The following is a 23,418-nucleotide window of genomic DNA, read 5'->3' as shown; positions in this document are numbered from 1 at the left end:
ATGATCACTCGCACGGATTTTGATCACTCACGCGCGTTTATGATCACTCGCACGGATTTATGATCACTCACGCACATTTATGATCACTCGCACGGATTTTTGATCACTCACGCGCGTTTATGATCACTCGCACGGATATATGATCACTCACGCACATTTATGATCACTCGCACGGATTTTTGATCACTCACGCACATTTATGATCACTCGCACGGATTTTTGATCACTTGCACGGATTTTTGATCACTCACGCGCGTTTATGATCACCCGCATGGATTTATGATCACTCACGCACATTTATAATCACTCACGCACGTTTATGATCACTCGCCGTACTTTACTAGTCGCTTTTTTGAACAAACTAAAAAAGAGATGGTCAACTCCACTACTGGAGGACCAACTCTTTTTCCTTTTTAAATCTCTTTTAATTCTTCAATACGGCGTTCGACTGCAGCTTTCTTCTCTAAATAATCCTGCTCTTTTGCGCGCTCTTCTGCTACAACCGCTTCAGGCGCTTTTGAAATGAATCGCTCATTGGAAAGTTTGCCTTGAACACGTTTCACTTCGCTTTCCCACTTCGCCAGTTCTTTCTTCAATCGCTCAATCTCTTCATCAAGATTCAGCAACCCTTCAAGTGGCAAGAACAATTCTGCTCCCGTAATGACAGCTGACATCGATTTGCCCGGCGCTGAAATACCGACTCCAATCTCCAGTGTTTCCGGATTGCAGAAACGTTCGATATAGCTACGGTTCGCTTCCAAAACGGATACAGTCGTTTCGTCTTTCGCAGCGATATAAAGAGGTACTTTTTTGCTCATTGGCGTATTCACTTCAGCACGAATATTACGTACTGCGTGAATAAGGTCAACGAGCAGCTTCATATCGGATGCTTTTGCCGTATCCGTCAACGCAGGATCAGCTACTGGCCAAGCAGCTACCGTAATCGACTCCCCTTCGTGAGGAAGGTTCTGCCAGATTTCCTCCGTAATGAACGGCATTAACGGATGTAAGAGACGCATCGTGTTATCGAGGACGTATGCAAGAACGGAACGAGTTGTTTTCTTTGCAGTTTCGTCTTCACCGTACAACGGCAATTTCGCCATTTCGATATACCAGTCACAGAAGTCATCCCAGATGAAATTGTAAAGCGCACGGCCGACTTCGCCGAATTCGTATTTCTCCGCAAGCTTCGTTACTTGTTCAATCGTTTCATTCAATCGTGTCAGAATCCATGCATCTGCAACGGATTTTTCACCTGTAAGATCGATTTCTTCATACTTCATGCCGTCCATATTCATCAAAGCGAAACGTGAAGCATTCCAAATTTTATTTGCAAAGTTCCAGATTGCTTCAACTTTTTCAGTTGAGTAGCGTAAATCTTGGCCTGGTGACGAACCTGTCGCTAGGAAATAGCGCAATGCGTCCGCTCCGTATTTATCGATCACTTCCATCGGATCGATTCCATTGCCAAGTGATTTCGACATCTTCCGTCCATCTTCTGCACGGACGAGACCGTGGATCAATACATCTTTGAATGGACGTTGACCAGTGAATTCGATACCTTGGAAAATCATCCGGGATACCCAGAAGAAAATGATATCATAACCCGTTACGAGTGCATCAGTCGGATAATAGCGTTTGAACTCTTCATTATCCAAATCTGGCCAGCCCATTGTCGAAAATGGCCATAATGCGGATGAGAACCATGTATCGAGTACATCTTCTTCTTGGTTCCAATTCTCGATATCTTGAGGAGCTTCATGACCGACATACACTTCGCCGGTTTCTTTGTGGTACCAAGCAGGAATACGATGTCCCCACCAAAGTTGACGGGAAATACACCAATCATGGATATTTTCCATCCAGCTCAAATATGTCTTTTCAAAACGTTCCGGAACGAAGTTGACTTTTCCTTCGGATTGCTGAAGTTTAATCGCTTCTTCTGCTAGCGGCGCCATTTTAACGAACCATTGTGTTGACAAATATGGTTCAACGACAGCTCCGCTACGTTCAGAATGCCCGACAGAATGCAAGTGATCTTCGATTTTGAATAAAACGTCGATATCCTGTAAATCTTTGACGATTGCTTTTCGGCATTCGAAGCGATCCATCCCTTCATATTTGCCTGCAAGTTGGTTCATGCTGCCGTCTTCATTCATGACAAGAACGCGAGGCAAGTTATGGCGATTTCCGATTTCAAAGTCATTCGGGTCATGTGCCGGCGTAATTTTTACTGCGCCGCTTCCAAATTCCATGTCGACATAATCATCAGCAACAATCGGAATCTCCCGTCCGACAATCGGTAATGTAACCGTTTTGCCGATTAAATGCTTATAACGGTCGTCTTCCGGATGAACTGCTACCGCAGTATCTCCAAGCATTGTTTCAGGACGCGTCGTTGCAATTTCGATACTGCCCGTTCCGTCAGCGAGTGGATAGCGCATATGATAGAATGCACCCTGAACATCCTTATGGATAACTTCAATATCCGAAAGTGCAGTTTTCGTTGCCGGGTCCCAGTTGATAATATACTCACCGCGATAAATAAAACCTTTTTCGTAAAGTTTTACGAAGACTTCGCGGACAGCTTTTGACAATCCTTCATCTAACGTGAAGCGTTCCCTTGAAAAATCAAGCGCGAGACCTAATTTCGACCATTGCGCACGTATATGACCAGCATATTCATCTTTCCATTTCCACGTTTCCTCTAGGAACTTTTCACGTCCAAGGTCGTAACGGAATTTTCCTTCTTCACGAAGTTTTTCTTCTACCTTCGCTTGTGTCGCAATACCCGCATGGTCCATTCCTGGAAGCCATAAAGCATCATAGCCTTGCATCCGCTTCATGCGGATAAGAATATCTTGCAGCGTAGTATCCCAAGCATGCCCTAAATGGAGCTTACCTGTAACATTCGGCGGTGGAATGACGATTGTGTACGGTTCTTTCCCGCTTTCAGGCTGTGCTTCAAAGTATTTACCTTTCAGCCACCATTCGTAACGGCCCGCTTCAATTGACTGCGGCTCATATTTCGTTGGCATTGACAAGTTTTCTGTTGACATATGAACTCCTCCTCTTTACTTGCACGTGCTGCTTGTAAAAGTGAATACAAAAAAACTCCGTTCGTCAAAAAGGACGAAGGAGTTATCCGTGGTACCACCTTTATTCACGCAAACTAAAAAAATGTTTGCGCCTCAATAATAAATAACGGTTTCAAACCGGCTTCCGCTACTCAAAATTCACGGAAACTGCTCCTGGGTGACTTTCTGTAAATTCATTTATAGGCCCTCCCACCGACGGCGCCCTCTCTTGGATAAATGAAACTCACGTACTTTCCCGATCAAAGCATCATTATATAGTTATGAGTATTATATTCGATTAGAGGAGATTTCGTCAAGTAAATATGAAAGGAAGGTATTTATGAGAAAGGGATACAATCCTTATTTATTGCCCCCGTGGCTACGGAAGACAAGATTTTATTGCAAAGGCATCATCATCCCTATTGCCGTTTTTCAGCTCATTAGGGTTTTAATCGTCCCTACGACGGGTGATTTCCTCCTATTATGCGCGCTTATAGGTTTAACTTTCCTCCTTTACAAAGATATCATTTGAGCGGAATCTTGTCGTCGTCCATTCATCCGGCAACGTTGCGATGTATGACAGCATATCATCAAGGTCATTCCACGAGCTGCTGTCATGCATTGCAGCTGTCTGCCGCTCTTGTACAGGCACAGCTTTTGTTCGACTTTGTACAGCTGCGGCTGGTCGAGGTTCGGAAACTTGAACAGCTTGTTCCTGCTCCGACATTCCTGCTGCGACTTTTTCCTTTGGCGTTTCTTTAACTGCTACAGCATCCGTCTTCTCTTCTACGGATTCTGCTTCATTATTCGCTTCCGATGAAGACTTGTTGTTGGCAGTCTGTACATTGGAAGTCTCGTTGGAGGCAGTTTCATTACTAGTTTTTGCCGCTGGCTCATCGCTTGCAGCTTTTGCGGTCGAATCCTCTCCATACGTACAGTTTACATTCCAAGCGACTGTGAAGGCACCTTGTCCGTCAAATGTTGTTTTGACATTTGTCGCTTCAATATGCAATGGATGTTCAACTTCAGGAGGCAAATCGATATATAAAGGCACAGCGTATTCAAAATAACCCGTTTCCCCATCGAGCTCTACATCATCCACAAAGACCGCGTCTGCTGGAAGTGTCTCACTCCGCTCTCCCTCGCCAAAATCGACCTTGGCGGCGATATGATAAATTCCAGAAAGGCGGACCGCATCTTCAGATCGTTTTTCTGTAAATCCTGCTTTCACTTTAACTAAACGTGCATCCTTTGGCACTCCGACGCTTTCAGGAAAATAAAAGACTTCTTCCATATTCCATTGCAGCTTTTTCATTCCATTTCCCTCCCCGGTTTCATTCACTTGCCATTATATGCATCAAGAGGGGTAGGTAGAATAAAAAACCACCTATTGTCGATCGACAATAGGTGGTGTAGGATTATCGCGCCAATTGGGCGAACACTTTATGGAATGCTTGAACAGTTTGTTCGATATGCTCTTCCGTGTGGGTTGCAGATAAGAACATACCTTCAAACTGGGATGGCGGAAGGAAAATGCCTTCTTCTGCCATTAGACGGAAGTATTCTGCAAACAACTCCAAGTCGGACGTTTTCGCTTGGTCATAGTTGTATACTTTTTCATTCGTAAAGAAGAAGCCGATCATAGAGCCGGCACGGTTCACAGTATGTGGGATATTGTATTTCGTCGCCGCTTCACGGAAGCCAGCCTCCAACTGATCGCCTAGCTTCTTGAAATGGTCATATGAAGCAGGCGTCAATTTTTTCAATGTTTCGATGCCAGCTGTCATCGCCATCGGATTTCCAGATAATGTCCCTGCTTGATACACAGTTCCTGCAGGTGCGATATTTTCCATGATTTCACGCTTCCCACCATATGCTCCGACAGGAAGTCCACCGCCGATCACTTTGCCAAGGCAAGTTAGGTCAGGAGTGATTCCGAAATAGCCTTGCGCACAATTGTAATCGACACGGAAACCAGTCATCACTTCGTCGAAGATAAGCAATGTGCCATTCTGCTCGGTGATTTCACGCAATCCTTCAAGGAAGCCCGGCTCCGGTGGGACAACTCCCATGTTCCCTGCAACCGGCTCAACGATGACGCCCGCTAAATCGTCCCCAAATTGGTCGAATGCGGCACGAACGCCATCCATATCATTGTACGCCACTGTAATCGTGTTCTTTGCAATCCCCTCAGGTACTCCCGGGCTATCCGGCAAACCTAGTGTAGCGACGCCGGAACCAGCTTTAATGAGAAGTGAATCGCCATGGCCATGGTAACAGCCTTCAAATTTCAAAATCTTATTACGACCTGTATATCCGCGAGCTAAACGCAATGCGCTCATTGTCGCTTCCGTTCCTGAAGAAACCATACGGACAACCTCAATGGAAGGGACACGGTCAATAACAATTTTCGCAAGTTCATTTTCCAGTAATGTCGGTGCTCCGAAGCTTGTACCTGTCTCAGCCACTTTCTTGATGCTTTCAACGACATCTGGATCAGCATGTCCCAAAATCAACGGACCCCAAGAAAGGACATAGTCGATATACTCATTGCCATCGATATCTTTAATGATCGGTCCTTTTCCGCTTTCCATGAATATCGGATCCATATTGACTGATTTGAAAGCCCGGACAGGAGAGTTCACGCCACCTGGCATTAACTTTACTGCTTCTGCGAACGCTTTCTTAGACTTTTCATAACTTTTCCCCATTTATTTTCCCTCCAGCCAACGCGCTGCGTCTTTTGCATGGTATGTCATAATAAGATCCGCACCTGCGCGTTTCATACTTGTCAATGTTTCCAATACAATCTCTTTTTCATTGATCCAGCCATTTTGTGCAGCTGCCTTCACCATCGAATACTCACCGCTCACATTGTAAGCGACGACAGGAAGAAGGACGTTGTTTTTCACATCACGCATAATATCTAAATAGGACAAAGCAGGTTTGACAATTAAGAAATCCGCGCCTTCCATAACATCAGACTCCGCCTCGCGAAGTGCTTCCATCCGGTTGGCAGGGTCCATTTGATACGTTTTGCGATCGCCGAATTGCGGAGCTGAGTCAGCAGCATCACGAAACGGTCCGTAGTAAGCTGAAGAATATTTGACAGCATATGACATGATCGGCACATTTTCGAAGCCAGCTTTGTCAAGCGCTTCCCTAATGGCGATGACAAATCCATCCATCATATTGGAAGGGGCAATAATGTCAGCTCCCGCTTTTGCTTGGCTGACCGCAGTTTTAGCCAGCAGTTCAAGCGATGGATCATTCAATACGTCGGATCCATGAACGACTCCACAATGCCCATGATCCGTATACTCACAAAGGCAAGTGTCGGCAATTACAACGAGCGATGGATGCTTCTCTTTGATGAGGCGCGTCGCACGCTGTACAATGCCTTCATCATCAAACGCCCCCGTGCCCGTCGCATCTTTCTCTGCAGGAATACCGAACAGGATGACAGAAGGGATGCCTAATGAAACGACTTCATCCACTTCCTCCATTAAACGATCAAGTGACAATTGGTAAATACCCGGCATCGAGCTAATTTCGTTTTTCACATGTTCGCCTTCTATGACGAATATCGGATAAATAAAATCCTCTTTATGCAAAATTGTTTCCCTTACCATCGAACGCATTGCAGCTGAAGTGCGCAGTCGACGATTACGTCGAAATTGTAGTTGAGTCATTGGATATCTTCCTTTCGTTTCGCCAAAACCTTGACGAGTTCCTTTAGAGTATAAATTTCAGGCTTTACATCCACTACTGCCCCTGCGTCAAGCAAAGCTTTTTCTGTGACATGTCCGATCGCTCCTATTGCATACCCTTTCCAACCGACAACAGGAACGATGCGTTCATGATAGACATGCACCGCTGACGGGCTGGCGAATAAGACAGTGTTGTTGTCCCCGGTTTCCAATATCTCAATAATTGAATCTACCGAATCCAATTTGGCAATTGTTTCATAGACTGTCCATTCTTCAACTTGAAAAGGCAGTTCTTCACGGATGATGCTGCCCGCTAAGTTTCCTTTTAAAAACAGCACTCGCAGCTTTCTGTTTACCGTAGGCTTGAATTGCTTTACGAAGACGTCGGCACTAAAAATGGACGGGATAAATTCCACCGTAAAGCCAATCTTTTCTAATGCCGCAGCAGTCTGTGTACCAACAGCAGCAATTTTGGATGGAATATGTTGAGATGTCACATGGAATCGTTTCATTTTTGAATGGAATGCTGTCACAGCACTTTGGCTGGTGAATATTAACCAATCAAACTCTGCACATCTTTTCAGTTCATATTCATCTGTTCTATCTTCAATTTCATTCACTTGAATAAGCGGCAAGGAGTATGGAATGCCTCCGTATTCCTTAACAAGATCGAAAATCTCAAGTGATTTCGGTGTTCCTGTGAAAATTACAGATTCACCTTTCAAAGGCAATTCAGGCATCCATTTCCGCCTTCACTTTCTCAATCACTTCTGCAGCACCTTCAGCACGTAGAGTGGATGCGACAGATTTGCCTACCTCGATCGGATTTGAACCGCGAACTGTCTTTTTGAAGACTTGCTTTGCGTCCGGCGAAGCGATAAACCCTGTTAGTTCCACTTCATCACCATCGTAAACCGCAAATCCTGCAATCGGAACTTGGCAAGAGCCGTCCATTTCGGATAGGAAAGTTCGTTCTGCATCGACTTCAAGCCATGTTTTATCGTCGGAAACTTTTTTCAGTTCGGCAAGCAGTTCTTCATCATCACTTCTACATTCAATTGCAAGCGCTCCTTGGCCGACAGCCGGAATACAGTCTTCGATCGACATATATTCAGTAACGACGTCGTCGCTCCACCCCATCCGCTTTAAGCCTGCGGCAGCTAACAAAATCGCATCATATTCTCCATCTTGCATTTTCTTCAATCGTGTATCGATATTGCCACGTATCCATTTTATTTCAAGATCGGGACGAAGCATGAGCAGCTGTGAGCTACGGCGTAAGCTTGAAGTTCCTACGACTGCCCCTACCGGCAAGTCCATGAATTTCACATGACCTTTTGAGATGAATGCATCACGAGCATCAACCCGCGGAGGAATACATCCGATTGTCAGCCCTTCAGGCAAAATAGCTGGCATATCTTTCATGCTATGAACAGCGAAGTCAATTTCTTTATCGAATAGCGCTTGCTCGATCTCCTTGACGAATAAGCCTTTGCCTCCCACCTTTGAGAGCATTACATCGAGGATCTTATCCCCTTTTGTCACAATTTCCTTCACTTCAAATTCAAAAGGAGCACCCGCTGCTTTCATTTGGTCGATAAACCAATTTGTTTGTGTTAGAGCGAGCTTGCTCCTTCTCGATCCTACGATGATTTTTCTCAATATGATCTTCCTCCTATTGAAGTACTCTTAAAACGTCAAATCCAAAAATGGAATTGCGATAATCTGCTTCCAAGAAAAAAGTTGACGATAACAAAAAGAAAAGCGAAGACGTTCGCCCAAGCAAAATCGTTCGCTGTCAGTCTACCTCTTCTTTGTAAAAACAATACTAAACTATAAAGGATAATAACGAGGAAAGACCCGATAATCTTCATGTCGGTGATCATCCAGTCATCCAACGCGACTGTTGCCCACTGAATCCCCAACACAAGACTAATGAACAATACCGGGATTCCCGTGTAAATAGAAGCTTTCATCCCTGATAGCGATTGCTGAAGTGATGGGAGCCGTCCAAATTGCTTTGTCCACTTTTTCTTTTTCAACACTTTATAGACGAGCAAATAAAGGATTGCGAAAACAAAAGACATCGCGAATGCCGCATACGAAAGAATCGCAAAAGTGATATGAATGAAAAGCAATTCAGATATGAGCGATTCCCCGACCGGCGATTTATCAATCTGTGTCGGCGTGAATGTATGAATTGTCATAAATATAAATCCAATAACATTTAAAAAGAAAACAGCGAACCCGACCTTTGAAAACACTTGGAGGATTATCGATAACGATATAAGCAGCCAAGCGTAGAAATAGATCCCTTCATACAGGGAAAGGACGGGGAATCGCTGTGTATCGATCACCCGCGCAATGAGGTATCCGCTTTGCATCACATAGACGACCGATAAAATCCATAATGCACTGCGATGGGCGATTTTATTACTGTTCAAATAATCAATGAAGTAAAATACGAGGCTCACCGCATACAGGACGACGATTACTTCATGAAATCTCGCCATAGTCATTTCGGTCATGACGCAACCTCTGCCTTTCGCATGTATCTAATCAAATAAATTACGCCTCGGCTAAGTTAGGCGATTTGATAATGGATTGAGTTTTTGCATGGACGACTTCCTCTTCCACGTCATCGGCCAATCCAAATATTTGCTTGAACAAGGTCAATTTTTCCGACGCTTTTTCATCCAGCGCCAGCTCTTTAGCTTGCAAGATCGGGTCCTTCAGCATTTGATTGACGATTGATTTCGTATGTTTGTTCAATAATTTCTTTTCGCGTTCCGTCAAATTCGGCATTTTATTTTCAATACTTGCCATTGTTTCCGCTTGGATAGTGAGTGCTTTTTCACGTAATGCAGAAATGAGCGGCACAACACCAAGCGTCGCAATCCATTCCTTGAAGTCGACAACTTCTGCTTCAATCATCAAACCGATTTCTTCCGCTGCGCGTTTACGCTCCGCCAAGTTCGCTTCGACGATTCCTTGCAAGTCATCAATGTCGTAAAGGAAAACATTCGGCAAGTCGCCAATTCTAGGGTCCAAGTCGCGAGGAACCGCGATATCGACCATGAAGATCGGCTTTCCTTTACGAAGCTTCTCGACATATTGCATCAGTTCGAAATCAATGACAAAATCGGTTGCGCCCGTAGAACTAATTAATACATCCGCTTCCAATAGAGTGCATTGCAATTCCTGCATCGGCTTTGCCACGCCTCCGAATTGCTTCGCCATTTCTTCCGCTTTCGACAAAGTACGATTGATGACTGTCACTTTTCCTGCTCCACTGCCGTGCAAGTTCTTAATGGCCAATTCACCCATCTTCCCTGCACCGAGGATGGCAATATGTTTATCGTTCAATGAACCAAAGATTTTTTTACCAAGCTCGACTGCTGCATAAGATACAGAAACAGCATTATCCGCGATAGCAGTTTCTGAATGGGCCTTTTTCGCAAGCGTTATCGACTTTTTGAACAATTCATTGAACACTGTTCCTGTCGTTCCAATATTCTGCCCTTCCAGGAAGCTGTTGCGTACTTGTCCTAAAATTTGCGTTTCTCCAAGCACCATTGAATCGATGCCTGCAGATACACGCATTAAATGTTCAATCGCTGCATCATTTTCATAAATGAGCAAATGGGGGGATAATTCCTCAAGCTCCATGTCAAACCAATCCGCTAAAAACCGTTTTACATAATAACGGCCAGTATGAATTTGATCCGCCACTGCATATATTTCAGTACGATTGCACGTAGATATGATGACGTTTTCCAAAATACTCTTCTCTTTTTGCAATGCTTCCATAGCCTTCGGCAGATCAGCTTCTACAAAAGATAATTTCTCCCTGATTTCCACTGGAGCTGTTCGGTGGTTGACACCGACCACGATAGTATACATAAGGTGTTCACACCTCTCCCGTTCTATTTACCATATACGATTATAACATATCATACTTTTTATAACGGACAATTTTGTGACTAACTCTTGAAATAACAACGGCTCGTTCCCTATTTTTGTAATAATTCTAATGTAATAAGGTTCCGCTTTAACATCTAGCTCCGCCGGCCAGATGCTCGGGGTCATAAGTCAGCCCTGCTGTACGGCATAAAGCGCCGTTTCGCAGGTCCGCCTTATGCCTGTCGCATCTAAGCTGGCCGCCTCCGCTTTTGAAGAAAAATCCGGATGAACGTAGAATTCATCCGGATTACCATTACATTCTATTTTCTATTTCACGCCACGCCTCATCCATTCCGATCCCTTTTTCTGAAGAAAAAAGGACCAAAGGATCTCCAGCACGCATATTCAATTCATTTCTAACGATTTTTTTATGTTTTTCCCATTTGCCTCTCGGAATTTTATCGGCTTTCGTCGCAATGACGATTGTAGGAATATCGTAATGACCTAAGAAGTCATACATAATACAATCATCTACGCTTGGCGGATGACGAAGATCAACGATAAGGACAACAGCGCGAAGTTGTTCACGTCCCGTTAAATATCTTTCAATCATCTTACCCCAAGCTTCCCGTTCCGATTTGGACACTTTTGCATACCCATAACCGGGAACGTCGACGAAAAATAATTTTTCTTCAATCTTATAAAAATTCAAGGTTTGGGTCTTCCCGGGCTTCGATGATGTACGGGCCAAGCTTTTCCGTCCAATCATTTTATTGATGAACGAAGATTTCCCTACATTCGAACGGCCTGCCAATGCAAATTCGGGGAATCCATCATCCGGGTACTGCTCAGGTTTTACTGCACTCATAATCATTTCAACTTGATTGACTTTCATTCGGAAGCCTCCTCCAATGCGTACGCCAATACTTCCTCAGCATCTGAGACAAGCTTAAATGTAAGTTCATTACGCACACTTTCCGGTATATCTTCAATGTCTCTTTCATTTGCAATAGGCAAGATAATTGTGGTCAAGCCTGCACGATGTGCACTTAATGACTTTTCCTTCACGCCACCGATCGGTAATACTCTGCCACGAAGCGTTATTTCACCTGTCATACCAACTTCCCTCTTAATCGGACGTTTTGTTAACGCCGAAACGAGGGCGGTCGCAATAGTCACGCCTGCAGATGGCCCATCTTTCGGGACAGCGCCTTCCGGAACGTGAATATGGATATCATTTGATTCGTGGAAATTAGGATTAATATGAAAATTCACAGCTTTTGATCTGACATATGACAACGCTGTTTGCGCGGACTCTTTCATGACATCGCCCAACTTACCCGTCAATATGAGTTTACCTTTGCCGGGAGATAATGAAACCTCGATTTGAAGTGTATCCCCACCGACTGTCGTATATGCCAAACCAGTTGCAACACCGACCTGATTTTTCTTTTCTGCTTGTCCATAAGTATGTCTCTTCTTGCCTAACAATGCATCAAGAGTTTTTACGCTGACTGTAATACTTTTCTTTTCTCCGGTAACGATCTGCTTTGCTGCTCGTCTGCAAATCCTCGCTATCTCCCTCTCCAACCCTCGGACGCCGGCTTCACGTGTATAATAACGGACGATATTACGGATTGCATCGTCACTAAAACGAACCTGTGATTTTGTTAATCCGTGCTCTTTCAACTGTTTCGGAATAAGATGGTTTTTCGCAATAGACCGCTTTTCGAGTTCAGTATATCCAGGAATCGAAATGATTTCCATGCGGTCCCGCAAAGGTCCAGGAATGGAACTTAAATCGTTGGAAGTTGCGATGAATAATACATTCGACAGATCATAGGGTTCTTCAATATAATGATCGCTGAACGTCGAATTTTGTTCAGGATCCAAAACTTCCAGCATGGCCGATGACGGGTCTCCTCTGAAGTCATTGGACATCTTATCAATTTCATCGAGCAGGAAAACAGGATTAATCTTTCCAGCTTTTTTCATACCTTGAATAATTCGTCCCGGCATAGCACCGACATATGTACGACGATGCCCTCTTATTTCAGATTCATCACGTACGCCGCCAAGTGAAATCCGTACAAATTTACGGCCTAATGATTCCGCAATTGAACGGGCGAGCGAAGTTTTCCCTACTCCTGGCGGACCATCAAGACATAGAATCGGCCCACGCAATGATTTCGTCATTTGACGGACGGCAAGGTACTCCAAAATACGTTCCTTGACTGAATCAAGTCCTTCATGGTCGCGGTTCAATATTTCCTCAGATCTTTTAATATCCAATTGATCCTTCGATGCATCAGACCACGGTAAAGCGATAAGCCAATCGATATAATTCCGGATCACTCCACTTTCAGCAGAGGCGGAATGAGCCTTTTCATAGCGATCCAACTCCCTGAATGCTATTTGTTTCACATTTTCGGGCATGCCCGCTTCTTCAATTTTTTTTGTGAGCTCCACGACTTCAATACTTTTTCCATCTTTGTCGCCAAGTTCTTTCTGTATAGCTTTCATCTGCTCACGGAGATAAAATTCCTTCTGCGTCCGCTCCATCGCTTCTTTCACGCGTGTGTTAATTTTACGTTCCAACGCAAGGATAGCTTGTTCATCATGCAATTTATTGATTAGAAATTCCAATCGTTTTTTAACGTCGGTAATTTCAAGGATTTCTTGTTTTGCAGATAATTTTAGTGGCAGATGAGAAGCGATCATATCTGCAAATCTGCCCGGCTCTTCAATTGTAGCAATGGAATCGAATGTCTCTTGTGACACCTTTGCTGAATAATTGGTGTAGTTCTCAAAATAAGGTAATAAGATTCGCATTAGGGCGATACATTCCGCATCCACTTCTGTATCATCAGGAATACTATTCACATCAACGACGGGGTAGAGATCCGCCTCTTCATAATTGGACCATTCCGCCCTTTCAATGCCTTCAATATAGAGACGGTATGTTCCATTGTTCAATTCAGTCAATGACTTAACATAAGCCAAAAGACCAATTTTGTATAAGTCATCAGCTTCCGGATTTTCCACGCCCGTATCTTTCTGTGAAGCGAGCATGATGTAATTACCGTTTGCAATTGCATGTTCTACCGCGAATACGGAGCGCTCTCTCCCGACGTCAATATGTAAAACCATCGTCGGGTAAACCAACATCCCGCGTAAAGGCAATAAAGGCACGTTCAGCTTTTTTTGATTTGGCATGCGGAAGTCACCTCCATAAGTTATGTATATCCATTATGTACAAATCATATAAGGTGGAAAAAGCCGACAACCGATGAGCGAATGTATCGCTCCGTCGGAGTCAGCTTTATTCCTCCAATTTTCAGGCCGTATTCTTCTCTTGATCGAGATCTAACTGTGTTCCATCTTCTCGATAAAGGATCGGACTTGACTTTTTCAGGACGGAATCTTTCGTAATGATACATTCTGTCACTTCATCAAGTGAAGGAAGTTCATACATAATATCCAACATGATGTTTTCGATAATGGAACGCAATCCACGAGCGCCCGTCTTCCGTTCAATCGCTTCCTTGGCAATCTCCATAAGAGCATCCTCGTCAAAGCGCAATGCAACGCCATCCAATTCAACCATCTTCTGGTACTGTTTAACGATTGCATTTTTCGGAACCGTCAGGATTTGATAAAGAGTTGCTTCGTCCAACTGCTCTAATGTTGCAATCACTGGTAGACGGCCGATGAACTCTGGAATCAGTCCAAAACGCTGTAGATCTTCTGGAATCAGTTTTGAAAGCAAGGATGCTTCCTCTTTGGATTCCTCATCTGCATTCGTGCCAAAACCAATCACTTTTTGCCCAGTACGGCGTTTTATAATTTCTTCCATACCATCGAACGCTCCACCAACGATGAACAGGATATTGGTCGTATCGATTTGCAAGAATTCTTGGTGCGGATGCTTACGACCGCCTTGTGGTGGAACGCTTGCAACCGTGCCTTCTAGTATTTTCAAGAGGGCTTGCTGTACACCTTCACCCGATACATCACGAGTAATCGATGCGTTTTCCGACTTACGGGCAACTTTATCGATTTCGTCAATATAGATGATTCCTTTTTCAGCACGTTCAATATCAAAATCTGCCGCTTGGATCAATTTCAATAAAATATTTTCAACGTCTTCACCGACATAACCTGCTTCTGTCAATGAAGTTGCGTCTGCGATAGCGAAAGGAACATCGAGAATACGCGCCAATGTTTGCGCCAACAACGTTTTACCGCTACCAGTAGGCCCAATTAAGACGATATTTGATTTTGCGATTTCCACATCGTCAACCTTGCTATTTGTATTAATACGTTTGTAGTGGTTGTAAACTGCAACAGCCAATGATTTCTTAGCTCGATCTTGACCGATAATATATTCATCTAAAATGCCTTGGATTTCACGTGGTTTCGGAACATCTTTCAGCTCGAAGTGTTCATCAAGGCCCACTTCCTCCTCGACGATTTCCGCACAAAGTTCAACACACTCATCACAAATATAAACACCCTGACCGGCAACGAGTTTTCGTACTTGGTCTTGGGTTTTACCACAAAAAGAACAACTTAAATTATCTTTTTCATCATTAAATTTGAACATCAAGCTCACCCCTATTCAAGTGACAATCTTACAAGATTCCCCCGTTTTTATCAACTATTTAGAACTGCCTTACTAGGCTTCCCAAAAAATCCTCGCCTATGAAAAACAAGGCACGGAAAACCGCACCTTGTATTTTTCGTTACCCATTATTCAGTGACTTTTGCATTTTCAACTAGGAATTCAACTGTCTTGTTGAAACGCAAGTCGTTTTCAAGTACTCTTGTTCCGCCTAGTGTTTGTTTAATTTGGTCAACTTCCATACCAAATTGTTCAGACATTTTTTCAAGCTCAGCATTGATTTCCTCTTCAGTCACTTCAATACCTTCAGCAGCGCCGATTGCTTCAAGCGTCAAGGAAACGCGGACACGGCTTAGAGCATCGTCTCTCATTTGTGCGCGCAATGCAGCTTCATCTTGACCTGAGAACTGGAAGTACAAGTCAAGGTTCATGCCTTGCATTTGTAGACGTTGTCCAAACTCATCCATCATACGGTCCACTTCGGAATCGATCATTACTTCTGGGATATCAATTTCAGCATTTCTTGCTGCAGCTTCTACAAGATCGTCACGCATTGCTGTTTCAGATGCGCCTTTTTTATCTTGTTCAGTCTGTTCTTTCATTTTTGTGCGAAGTTCTTCAAGGCTTTCGACGCTTTCATCGATTTCCTTTGCAAGCTCATCATCAAGCTCTGGAACTTCCTTCGATTTGATTTCATGTACTTTCACTTTAAATACTGCAGGTTTTCCAGCCAATTCTGTTGCATGGTACTCTTCAGGGAAATTGACTTCAACGTCTTTTTCTTCGCCTTGTTTCATACCGACGACTTGCTCTTCGAAACCTGGAATGAATGAACCAGAACCGATTTCAAGATCGTATCCTTCAGCTTTACCGCCTTCGAACGCTTCGCCATCAACGAATCCTTCGAAGTCGAGGTTAACAGTATCGCCGTTTTCAACAGCGCCGTCTTCCTTTACAACCATTTCAGCTAATGCTGTTTGGCGATCTTTTAATTGCTGTTCGATTTCTTCGTCTGTCACTTCAGTTTCCTGACGTGTCACTTCAAGACCTTTATAGTCGCCAAGTTTCACTTCTGGCTTCAATGTAACATGCGCTTTGAAGACTAAAGCTTTGCCTTTTTCCATTTCATCGATTTCGATTTCAGGTTGAGCGATCGGCTCTACGTCAGCTTCGTCAAGAGCGTTGGAATACGCTTCTGGAAGGATGATATCTAGAGCATCGTTATAAAGTGCTTCTACGCCATACATTCTTTCGAACATTTTGCGTGGCATTTTCCCTTTACGGAAGCCAGGCGCTTGAACTTTCTTTACAACTTTCTTGAATGCTTCGTCAAGTGCTGCGTCTACTGTTTCAGCAGGAACTTCAACTGTAAGCGTCCCTTTATTTCCTTCTTCTTTTTCCCATTTAACAGACATGTTAATACCTCCGAATCATAATGACCAATATATTTTCTCACGTTTATACGCTATTTACAACCCTTACAGTATATCATAGACTTTCGATCTTTCAACAGATTTAATGCATATCACCTATCTGTCTGTTCATCGACAGATTTGATCAATGAATTCAATTCCGTGTTAGTAACCGGCTCACCAGTGAACATGCTTTCTATGTATTCTGTATATGCATCAGCAACTTCAAAAGTCGTAAATCCATCCCAACAAAAAGGATAGGCAATAATTCCATAACGCAGACTAGCGTCAATCGCCATTTGCATCCGAGATGGGTCCTTTTCAAATAGCTCTCCTATCTGATTCACTACATTAATGGAACGTTCATCTTGACTCGGAAGTTCGAGATCTGCAGGGATGACATTTTTTGAATATCCAAATTTCTGGACGGTCACTTCTTTTTCATATCCTGAATCACGTAGAAGAACGAGTGCATATGTTTTGACGATCGGATGCAAGCTTTCCGTTTCGACAATTTGTGCGAGGAGTTTTTTGATAGTCTGATCTAACTCGCTATTTTCAAAAACAGCAAGCATTTTCTGCTGTGTTTCAGTTGTTTCTTGCACGAATTCATCCAAGGTGAACAAGTCATGTTTCTGGGGTTCACTTACCTCACGAATATATCTATAAGAAAGTCTTTTATTTAGATCCCGTAAATAGTTGAACTTCTTCAACGTGTCTGGTGGGACGATTCCTTCATCTAGAAGAGTTTCGATTGTCATTTCGACTTCTTCATAATCTTGAAGTTGAATGCTGATCGCCAAATATAACTCCATGGCATCAAGATAATCCGTAGTTCCGCTATGTAGTAGTTTTGTTGCCACTTCTTTCGCCAATGGGAAGTTTTTTGTTTCGTACAATGAAACTGCGTATGGCGCTAATAATCGGGTATTGTCCGGGTCAAAATGGTACGCCTGTCCGAACGCTTCAACAGCTTCCGCGTAGTCGGTATCTTCAACTGCATCCAACCCTTTTTCGATCAGCCGTTCCAAGGCACCAGGAAACACGACGATGTTATCCTTTTTAATGAGCCTTCCATATCTATGTCTCACTGGATTCACCTTCTTTCATCCATTCACTATAACATATAGCATTTTCCAACCGGAAATGAATTATTCACTTCAGTTTATATAAGTATGTATTAAAAAGTTGACAACAAAGTCGTTCATACAACTTTTTTGTCAACTCATTTTTAATTAGAGTACGTTCTATATGTGTTCCGACCGTTTTCTTTTGCTTTATACAATGCCCTGTCTGCATTTCGAATTAATTCATCGATTGAAACGCCGTCTTTTGGGTATGCAGCGATGCCGATACTTGAAGTCGTCGTAAATGAGTGTTCTCCGATTTGCCATAGTTCCTGCAAACTATCTAAAATACGTGCTCCAATCGTTATCGCTTCATTTTCATCGGTATTAGGAAGAAGGATTAGAAATTCATCTCCGCCTTGACGGGCAAATACATCACTTTCACGAAGTGATAGCTTAACTTTTTTAGAAAACTGTTTCAACAACTTGTCACCTATTGAATGGCCAAGATGATCATTCACCCATTTAAATTCATCAATATCCATATATAACAAGGCGCATGTTTCTTTATTCCGTTTAGCTTCTTTCAATGTTTGGCGCATGATTTCTTGGAATAGTCTCCGATTTGGCAATCCCGTCAATTCGTCGTGGAATGCCATTTGCATTAACTTCTCACGCATTATCCTTTTTTCTTCGATGACGCGGGAGACTACCAGTACAAATCCCTCACCCTTTTCTTCATCTACAAAATAAGATCCTTTCGCCTCAAGCCATATCCATTCTTTCGTTTTATGTTCATACCTAAACTCCATATCAGCAGAGCCCTTTGAACGGAATATAGATAAGAACAACTTTTTGACCTCTGGTAAATCTTCTGGATGGATAATATTGAAGGCATTTTTCCGCTCATAGTATTCCAATGGAAATCCTAAAACCCGGGTAGTGGAAGGCGATGCATAGATGATGACTCCGTTTGCATCTAAAATTGTAACTAGATCCGTCATGTTTTCGGCAATTAAGCGATATTTTTCTTCACTGCGTATTAATGCTTCTTCGTATCTTTTTCTTTCCGAAATATCACGTGAAATGCCAGAAAATGCGATAACTCTTCCTTGGTCATCATGAAGGGGAGAAAGTGTAATACTGACGGGTATTAATGTGCCATCCTTTTTATAACAATCCACTTCCAACCCTTTAATGCTTAAACCTTTCAAGACAAGGGCACGATCTCTTTTTACTTGTCCCATCCGTTCGGGTGGGATTGTCGGCATCGGTTTCCCTACTATTTCTTCCTCTTTCCATCCATACATTTCCTCAAAGGCTTTGTTAACCTGCAAGACATTGCCATCAAGGTCGATAATATCCATTGCTTCTGCGGAAGACTCATAAAAGAAACCTAATTGCTGTGTTGTTTTTTGCAATGCATCTTTCGTTTCCACGAGTTCGGTAAAATCATTAACTAAAATCATTACATTTTTCGGTTGCCGCGCATTCGTAAACAAAGGTATATTTTTAACTTGCAAATGAAGTTGCTTCCCCTTTTTGTCGTGAGCATTTACAGTATAAGAGCAATATTCTCCATTCAATGTTTTCGAAAAAAAGAGAGCTGCTTCACCCAAGAATTCCGGGTCAATAATATTTCGTAAGTTGATGTTCTTCCATTCAGAAGATGAATAGCCAAACAAGTCCGTAGCTGCAGCATTCACATAAAACATTTTTCCTTTTTCACCTATTAGAAATATAGGATCTGGACTATGATTTAACATGAATTCATACATATCATTCGGAATTCCTCTTATAAAACTTTCCATTTGTATTACTCCTTCTATTAATGACTACGTACAATGGCTCGTAAATAGGCTATGTTTGATTACAAATAACAGGCAGGGACGGGTTATACACCACCTCCCTGCCTTTATTTTCGACAAATTAACATGTTACTTTACGGTAATTTAGTAATTCCTTATATTTCTACCCATCTTTCGTCTTCAATCAACCTTTATTTTATAGATATTTATTAATCAGCACTCAACAAACTAAAGATGGTCTATAACACCTCAATACGAGATTGTTCCATAATTAGTTTTCCTCAATAGGTTGTAGTTTCTCTTCTATTTCTCTACGACGCGATTCTAAAAACGGCGGTAGATCTAATTTCTCACCTAACGTTTCGATATCTCCGTCAATTGTAAATCCCGGTCCATCTGTTGCAATTTCAAATAAAATGCCGTTCGACTCGCGGAAATATAAGCTTTTAAAATAGAAACGATCCACGACGCCGGATGAATGGAAGCCTCGAGCGCGGACTTGCTCATCCCAGTGTGCGAGTTCTTCTTCGTCTTTAACTCGGATCGCTAAATGATGAATGCTTCCACGTCCCGGCTTTTCGGCTGGACCATCTAAATATTTCACAACGATTTCGCCGAACACTTCACCTTTCACCGATTGGAATATCATCTCTTCTTCCGTACGTGACACTTCAGTATAACCAAATACTTCAGTTAGCGTTCGAGCTAATTTATCGAGCTTACGGACGGTTATTTCTACTGAACCCATTCCTTGAATTTGATGCTCTACTGGTACAATCGACTTTTCCCAAGTTTTCCAGTGCTCGACTTTTCCCCCTTTGGATACGAGAAGTACCATACGCAAGCCTTCGGAATCCTCAAAAGGCAAAGCAGGACGGTTTGCGTATGTTGTAATTTCATCATGCGAAACGCCGAACTTCTCAAAACGGGATTTCCAATAAGTTAAGCTATCCTCCGAAGGGACAAGCAACCCAATTCGCGTAATGGCATTTGTCCCTCGATGGGTGCGCCCGACGACCGGGATTTCAAAAAATGATAATTCTGTGCCTGGGCTCCCTGTTTTATCTCCGTAAAATAAGTGATACATTGACGGCTCATCTTGATTGACGGTCATTTTCACACGACGTAAACCAAGAATGTCTTTATAAAAGTGATTGTTTTGGCTAGCGTTTTTCGTAATCATCGAAATATGATGATGTCCTGGAATTGTATACATAAGTTTTCTCCTCCTATATTGTCGTTTGATTAGTCAAGTTGTTTGGGAAATAAATTACCTGTGTGCGTTTCTTCACTTTACATCTCAAATGATAACAGCACAAGAAAAATACCTTGATTTCAAACTAAATTCATCGTTGAACAACGAACGCCTGTATTGTGAACTGAATCCAAATGGCAGACACTTTTAAAAGAGTGACCCCAATTAGGGTTCACTACATATTCCACATTTGTATCGCTTTAAAGTGTTTCTATAAAAAATAAGAAACGTCCGCAAACACTGTTAAAACAGAGTTTGCGGACGTTTCTTATTTCTAATTGCGTTCGATTTAACTTAATACGTCCCAGGAGGGATTCGAACCCCCGACCCACAGCTTAGAAGGCTGTTGCTCTATCCAACTGAGCTACTGAGACATGTTGTTTGGCAACTGTTGATTGCCTAACGACAAGTTTTATTATAGGCAGGCTCGCTGGAAAAGTCAACGCTAATTTGCGATATTTTTCATTTCAACTGTAATTACTGTTTCCATATCCATGTTTTTGAAGGAAATCCAGAAGCCATTGTTCCATTCAATCTCTGCAAAAGTTGGTTGTTTACCCGCTCTTGGGAGCAATGTGCTTCCTGGATTAACAAATAATATTCCTTCACTTAACTCGGCGCCATACGAATGTGAATGGCCAAAAAGAACAATATCTACCCCTAGCTCCTGAGCTTCATAATACAAAGGCAGCATTGTCCGTTTGCAATCATGCTTATGCCCATGGACCATCCAAATTTTCTTGTCACCGACTTCAACTACAATTGAATCCGGAAAACGATGATCTCTGTCACAGTTTCCTTTTACGATATGCAGGTTTTGCAAAATCGGATCATCCCATGATAGTTCACTGTCTCCACAATGAAAAATAGCATCCGCACGCAACGCGGAAACGGCCTTCACCGTTTCCTTATCGCCATGCGAATCGCTCAAGACGACGATTTTCATTGGTTTTCCCCTAACGAATCTAGCAGCTCCGGCAAACGCTCCTTCAACTGTCTAAGGGCTGCACCACGATGTGAAATTTGGCCTTTTTCCTCCGGAGACAATTCTGCCATCGCCTGTCCCTTCTCAGGAGAATAAAATATCGGGTCATAGCCGAAACCGTTCGTTCCTCTTCTCTCCTCAAGAATCATTCCTTCACAGCTACCCGAAAATGTTACAGTTTCCACACTAGGTCCTGCAACGGCAAGGACACAACGGAAACGAGCCGTACGCTCTTCCTCTGGCACTCCCAGAAGCTCGGACAGCACTTTATCGATATTAGCCTCATCATTCTTTGGCTCGCCCGCGTAACGCGCAGAATAGACGCCCGGAGCTCCATGAAGACTATCGATTTCCAACCCACTATCATCAGCAATGACCATAATACCTAACAGCTTCGAAACCGTTTCAGCCTTTAAAATCGCATTTTCCTCAAATGTAACGCCAGTCTCTTCTACATCAATGTCTTGATCAAGATCATTCAATGTTTGCACTTCGAAACCGAAAGGACCAAAAAGTGTTTCAAAATCTTTTGCTTTCCCTTTATTGTTCGTTGCAATCAATATTTTCTTCATTGTTCTTCGCCATCCTTTCCGCCAATAAGCGTACCGATTTCTCCAAGTGCCTCCTTCTGAACACAGATCAATCGTTGGATACCTGTTTCTGCGAGCTCGACTAGATCATTCATTTCCTGCCGTGTGAATGTCGCTTCTTCACCAGTCCCTTGTAATTCAACAAATTCTCCAGCGCCTGTCATAACGACGTTCATATCGACAGCAGCTGCCGAGTCCTCAGGATAATCAAGATCTAAAATCAAGACGCCTTCTTCCGTCTTCCCTACACTGATCGCGGCTAAATAGTCTTTGATAGGAAATTGGCTTAGCCCCTTTTCTTTCGTTAATTTAGAGACAGCAATGCCCATGGCAACAAACGCACCCGTAATGGATGCTGTCCTTGTCCCGCCATCTGCTTGGATCACATCACAGTCAATCCATATCGTCCGTTCTCCTAGCGCTCCCAGATCGATCACTGCACGCATAGCACGTCCAATCAAGCGCTGAATTTCCATTGTCCTTCCGCCTACTTTTCCGCGTGAGGATTCCCGTTGAGTCCGCTGGCCGGTAGCACGAGGGAGCATCGAGTACTCCGCGGTCACCCAACCTTGTCCACTTCCTCTTAAAAACGGTGGAACTCTTTCCTCAATGGATGCCGTGCAAATCACCTTCGTATTCCCTACAGAAATTAAAACCGAGCCTTCCGGATGGATTAAATAATCCGTCTCAATTGATACTGGCCTTCCCATATCTGCAGTTCTTCCATCATGCCTCATATTGGATACCCTCCACAAATCAAATTCGTCATCCATCTTACCATATTCATTTTCACGATAGCAAAACCCTGAAGCCTAATTTAAGCTTCAGGGTTCTGTAGAACAATATGTCTGACATCAGGATTTTCAATACCGAGCCAATCGATCGCAATTGATTCGAACCCTTTTAATTTGGCACTGACTACCTTTTTTGAGACAATTAAAAAACACCTTATTATGCAGCCAGTTGTCGGTATTGTACCGGCGATTG

General features: G+C 43.0%; 18 protein-coding genes, 1 tRNA gene and 1 other annotated feature. All 19 genes read right to left on the bottom strand.

Annotated features, from left to right (window positions below):
- Positions 1–413: 413 nt before the first annotated feature.
- Positions 414–3,059, bottom strand: coding sequence for a valine--tRNA ligase (locus ACTHPA_RS15805; RefSeq protein ID WP_440501552.1), 2,646 nt, complete (start codon positions 3,057–3,059; stop codon positions 414–416).
- Positions 3,060–3,125: 66 nt separating this feature from the next.
- Positions 3,126–3,350 (bottom strand) — a binding site (T-box leader).
- 226 nt (positions 3,351–3,576) lie between these two features.
- Complete coding sequence (locus ACTHPA_RS15800) at positions 3,577–4,392, bottom strand: hypothetical protein (protein ID WP_440501551.1); 816 nt, start codon at positions 4,390–4,392, stop codon at positions 3,577–3,579.
- A 103-nt stretch (positions 4,393–4,495) separates the two neighbouring features.
- Positions 4,496–5,788, bottom strand: a complete 1,293-nt coding sequence (gene hemL / locus ACTHPA_RS15795; RefSeq protein ID WP_440501550.1) for a glutamate-1-semialdehyde 2,1-aminomutase — start codon at positions 5,786–5,788, stop codon at positions 4,496–4,498.
- The gene (hemB, locus tag ACTHPA_RS15790; protein WP_440501549.1) at positions 5,789–6,769 is read right to left on the bottom strand and encodes a porphobilinogen synthase; all 981 of its coding nucleotides are present in this window, start codon (positions 6,767–6,769) and stop codon (positions 5,789–5,791) included.
- Positions 6,766–7,527, bottom strand: coding sequence for a uroporphyrinogen-III synthase (locus ACTHPA_RS15785; RefSeq protein ID WP_440501547.1), 762 nt, complete (start codon positions 7,525–7,527; stop codon positions 6,766–6,768). The genes hemB and ACTHPA_RS15785 overlap by 4 nt, the downstream gene beginning before the upstream one ends.
- On the bottom strand, positions 7,520–8,449 hold the full coding sequence (hemC, locus tag ACTHPA_RS15780; protein ID WP_440501546.1) for a hydroxymethylbilane synthase: 930 nt from the start codon (positions 8,447–8,449) through the stop codon (positions 7,520–7,522). Before hemC ends, ACTHPA_RS15785 begins: the two co-directional genes overlap by 8 nt.
- Before the next feature lie 35 nt (positions 8,450–8,484).
- On the bottom strand, positions 8,485–9,315 hold the full coding sequence (ccsA, locus tag ACTHPA_RS15775) for a cytochrome c biogenesis protein CcsA (RefSeq protein WP_440501545.1): 831 nt from the start codon (positions 9,313–9,315) through the stop codon (positions 8,485–8,487).
- A gap of 40 nt (positions 9,316–9,355) precedes the next feature.
- The gene (hemA, locus tag ACTHPA_RS15770; RefSeq protein WP_440501544.1) at positions 9,356–10,690 is read right to left on the bottom strand and encodes a glutamyl-tRNA reductase; all 1,335 of its coding nucleotides are present in this window, start codon (positions 10,688–10,690) and stop codon (positions 9,356–9,358) included.
- 313 nt (positions 10,691–11,003) lie between these two features.
- The gene (yihA, locus tag ACTHPA_RS15765; RefSeq protein ID WP_440501542.1) at positions 11,004–11,585 is read right to left on the bottom strand and encodes a ribosome biogenesis GTP-binding protein YihA/YsxC; all 582 of its coding nucleotides are present in this window, start codon (positions 11,583–11,585) and stop codon (positions 11,004–11,006) included.
- A complete protein-coding gene (gene lon / locus ACTHPA_RS15760) occupies positions 11,582–13,906 on the bottom strand; it encodes an endopeptidase La (RefSeq protein WP_440501540.1) in 2,325 nt (774 codons plus the stop codon). Before lon ends, yihA begins: the two co-directional genes overlap by 4 nt.
- Positions 13,907–14,027: 121 nt before the next feature.
- A complete protein-coding gene (gene clpX, locus ACTHPA_RS15755) occupies positions 14,028–15,296 on the bottom strand; it encodes an ATP-dependent protease ATP-binding subunit ClpX (protein ID WP_440501539.1) in 1,269 nt (422 codons plus the stop codon).
- Between the two features lie 146 nt (positions 15,297–15,442).
- Positions 15,443–16,729, bottom strand: a complete 1,287-nt coding sequence (gene tig / locus ACTHPA_RS15750) for a trigger factor (RefSeq protein WP_440501537.1) — start codon at positions 16,727–16,729, stop codon at positions 15,443–15,445.
- Between the two features lie 110 nt (positions 16,730–16,839).
- A complete protein-coding gene (locus tag ACTHPA_RS15745; RefSeq protein ID WP_440501535.1) occupies positions 16,840–17,817 on the bottom strand; it encodes a DUF3196 family protein in 978 nt (325 codons plus the stop codon).
- A 140-nt stretch (positions 17,818–17,957) separates the two neighbouring features.
- Positions 17,958–19,604, bottom strand: a complete 1,647-nt coding sequence (locus ACTHPA_RS15740) for a PAS domain S-box protein (RefSeq protein WP_440501534.1) — start codon at positions 19,602–19,604, stop codon at positions 17,958–17,960.
- A 268-nt stretch (positions 19,605–19,872) separates the two neighbouring features.
- Entirely contained in the window at positions 19,873–20,817 is a 945-nt protein-coding gene (locus ACTHPA_RS15735) for a ring-cleaving dioxygenase (protein ID WP_440501532.1), read from the bottom strand.
- A gap of 339 nt (positions 20,818–21,156) precedes the next feature.
- Positions 21,157–21,230 (bottom strand) — tRNA-Arg (locus ACTHPA_RS15730).
- A 71-nt stretch (positions 21,231–21,301) separates the two neighbouring features.
- Positions 21,302–21,802: a metallophosphoesterase gene (locus ACTHPA_RS15725; RefSeq protein ID WP_440501531.1), complete on the bottom strand. Its 501-nt coding sequence runs from the start codon at positions 21,800–21,802 to the stop codon at positions 21,302–21,304.
- On the bottom strand, positions 21,799–22,413 hold the full coding sequence (locus tag ACTHPA_RS15720) for an XTP/dITP diphosphatase (protein ID WP_440501529.1): 615 nt from the start codon (positions 22,411–22,413) through the stop codon (positions 21,799–21,801). Before ACTHPA_RS15720 ends, ACTHPA_RS15725 begins: the two co-directional genes overlap by 4 nt.
- Positions 22,410–23,168 carry a ribonuclease PH gene (rph, locus tag ACTHPA_RS15715; RefSeq protein WP_440501527.1) on the bottom strand — a complete coding sequence of 253 codons (759 nt, stop codon included), beginning with the start codon at positions 23,166–23,168 and terminating at the stop codon, positions 22,410–22,412. Before rph ends, ACTHPA_RS15720 begins: the two co-directional genes overlap by 4 nt.
- Positions 23,169–23,418: the final 250 nt, after the last annotated feature.

It is taken from the genome of Sporosarcina sp. SAFN-015 (assembly GCF_051966875.1).
GTDB lineage: Bacteria > Bacillota > Bacilli > Bacillales_A > Planococcaceae > Sporosarcina.
Note: the sequence above shows the minus strand (reverse complement) of the source record. Positions and strands in the feature narration are given on the sequence as shown.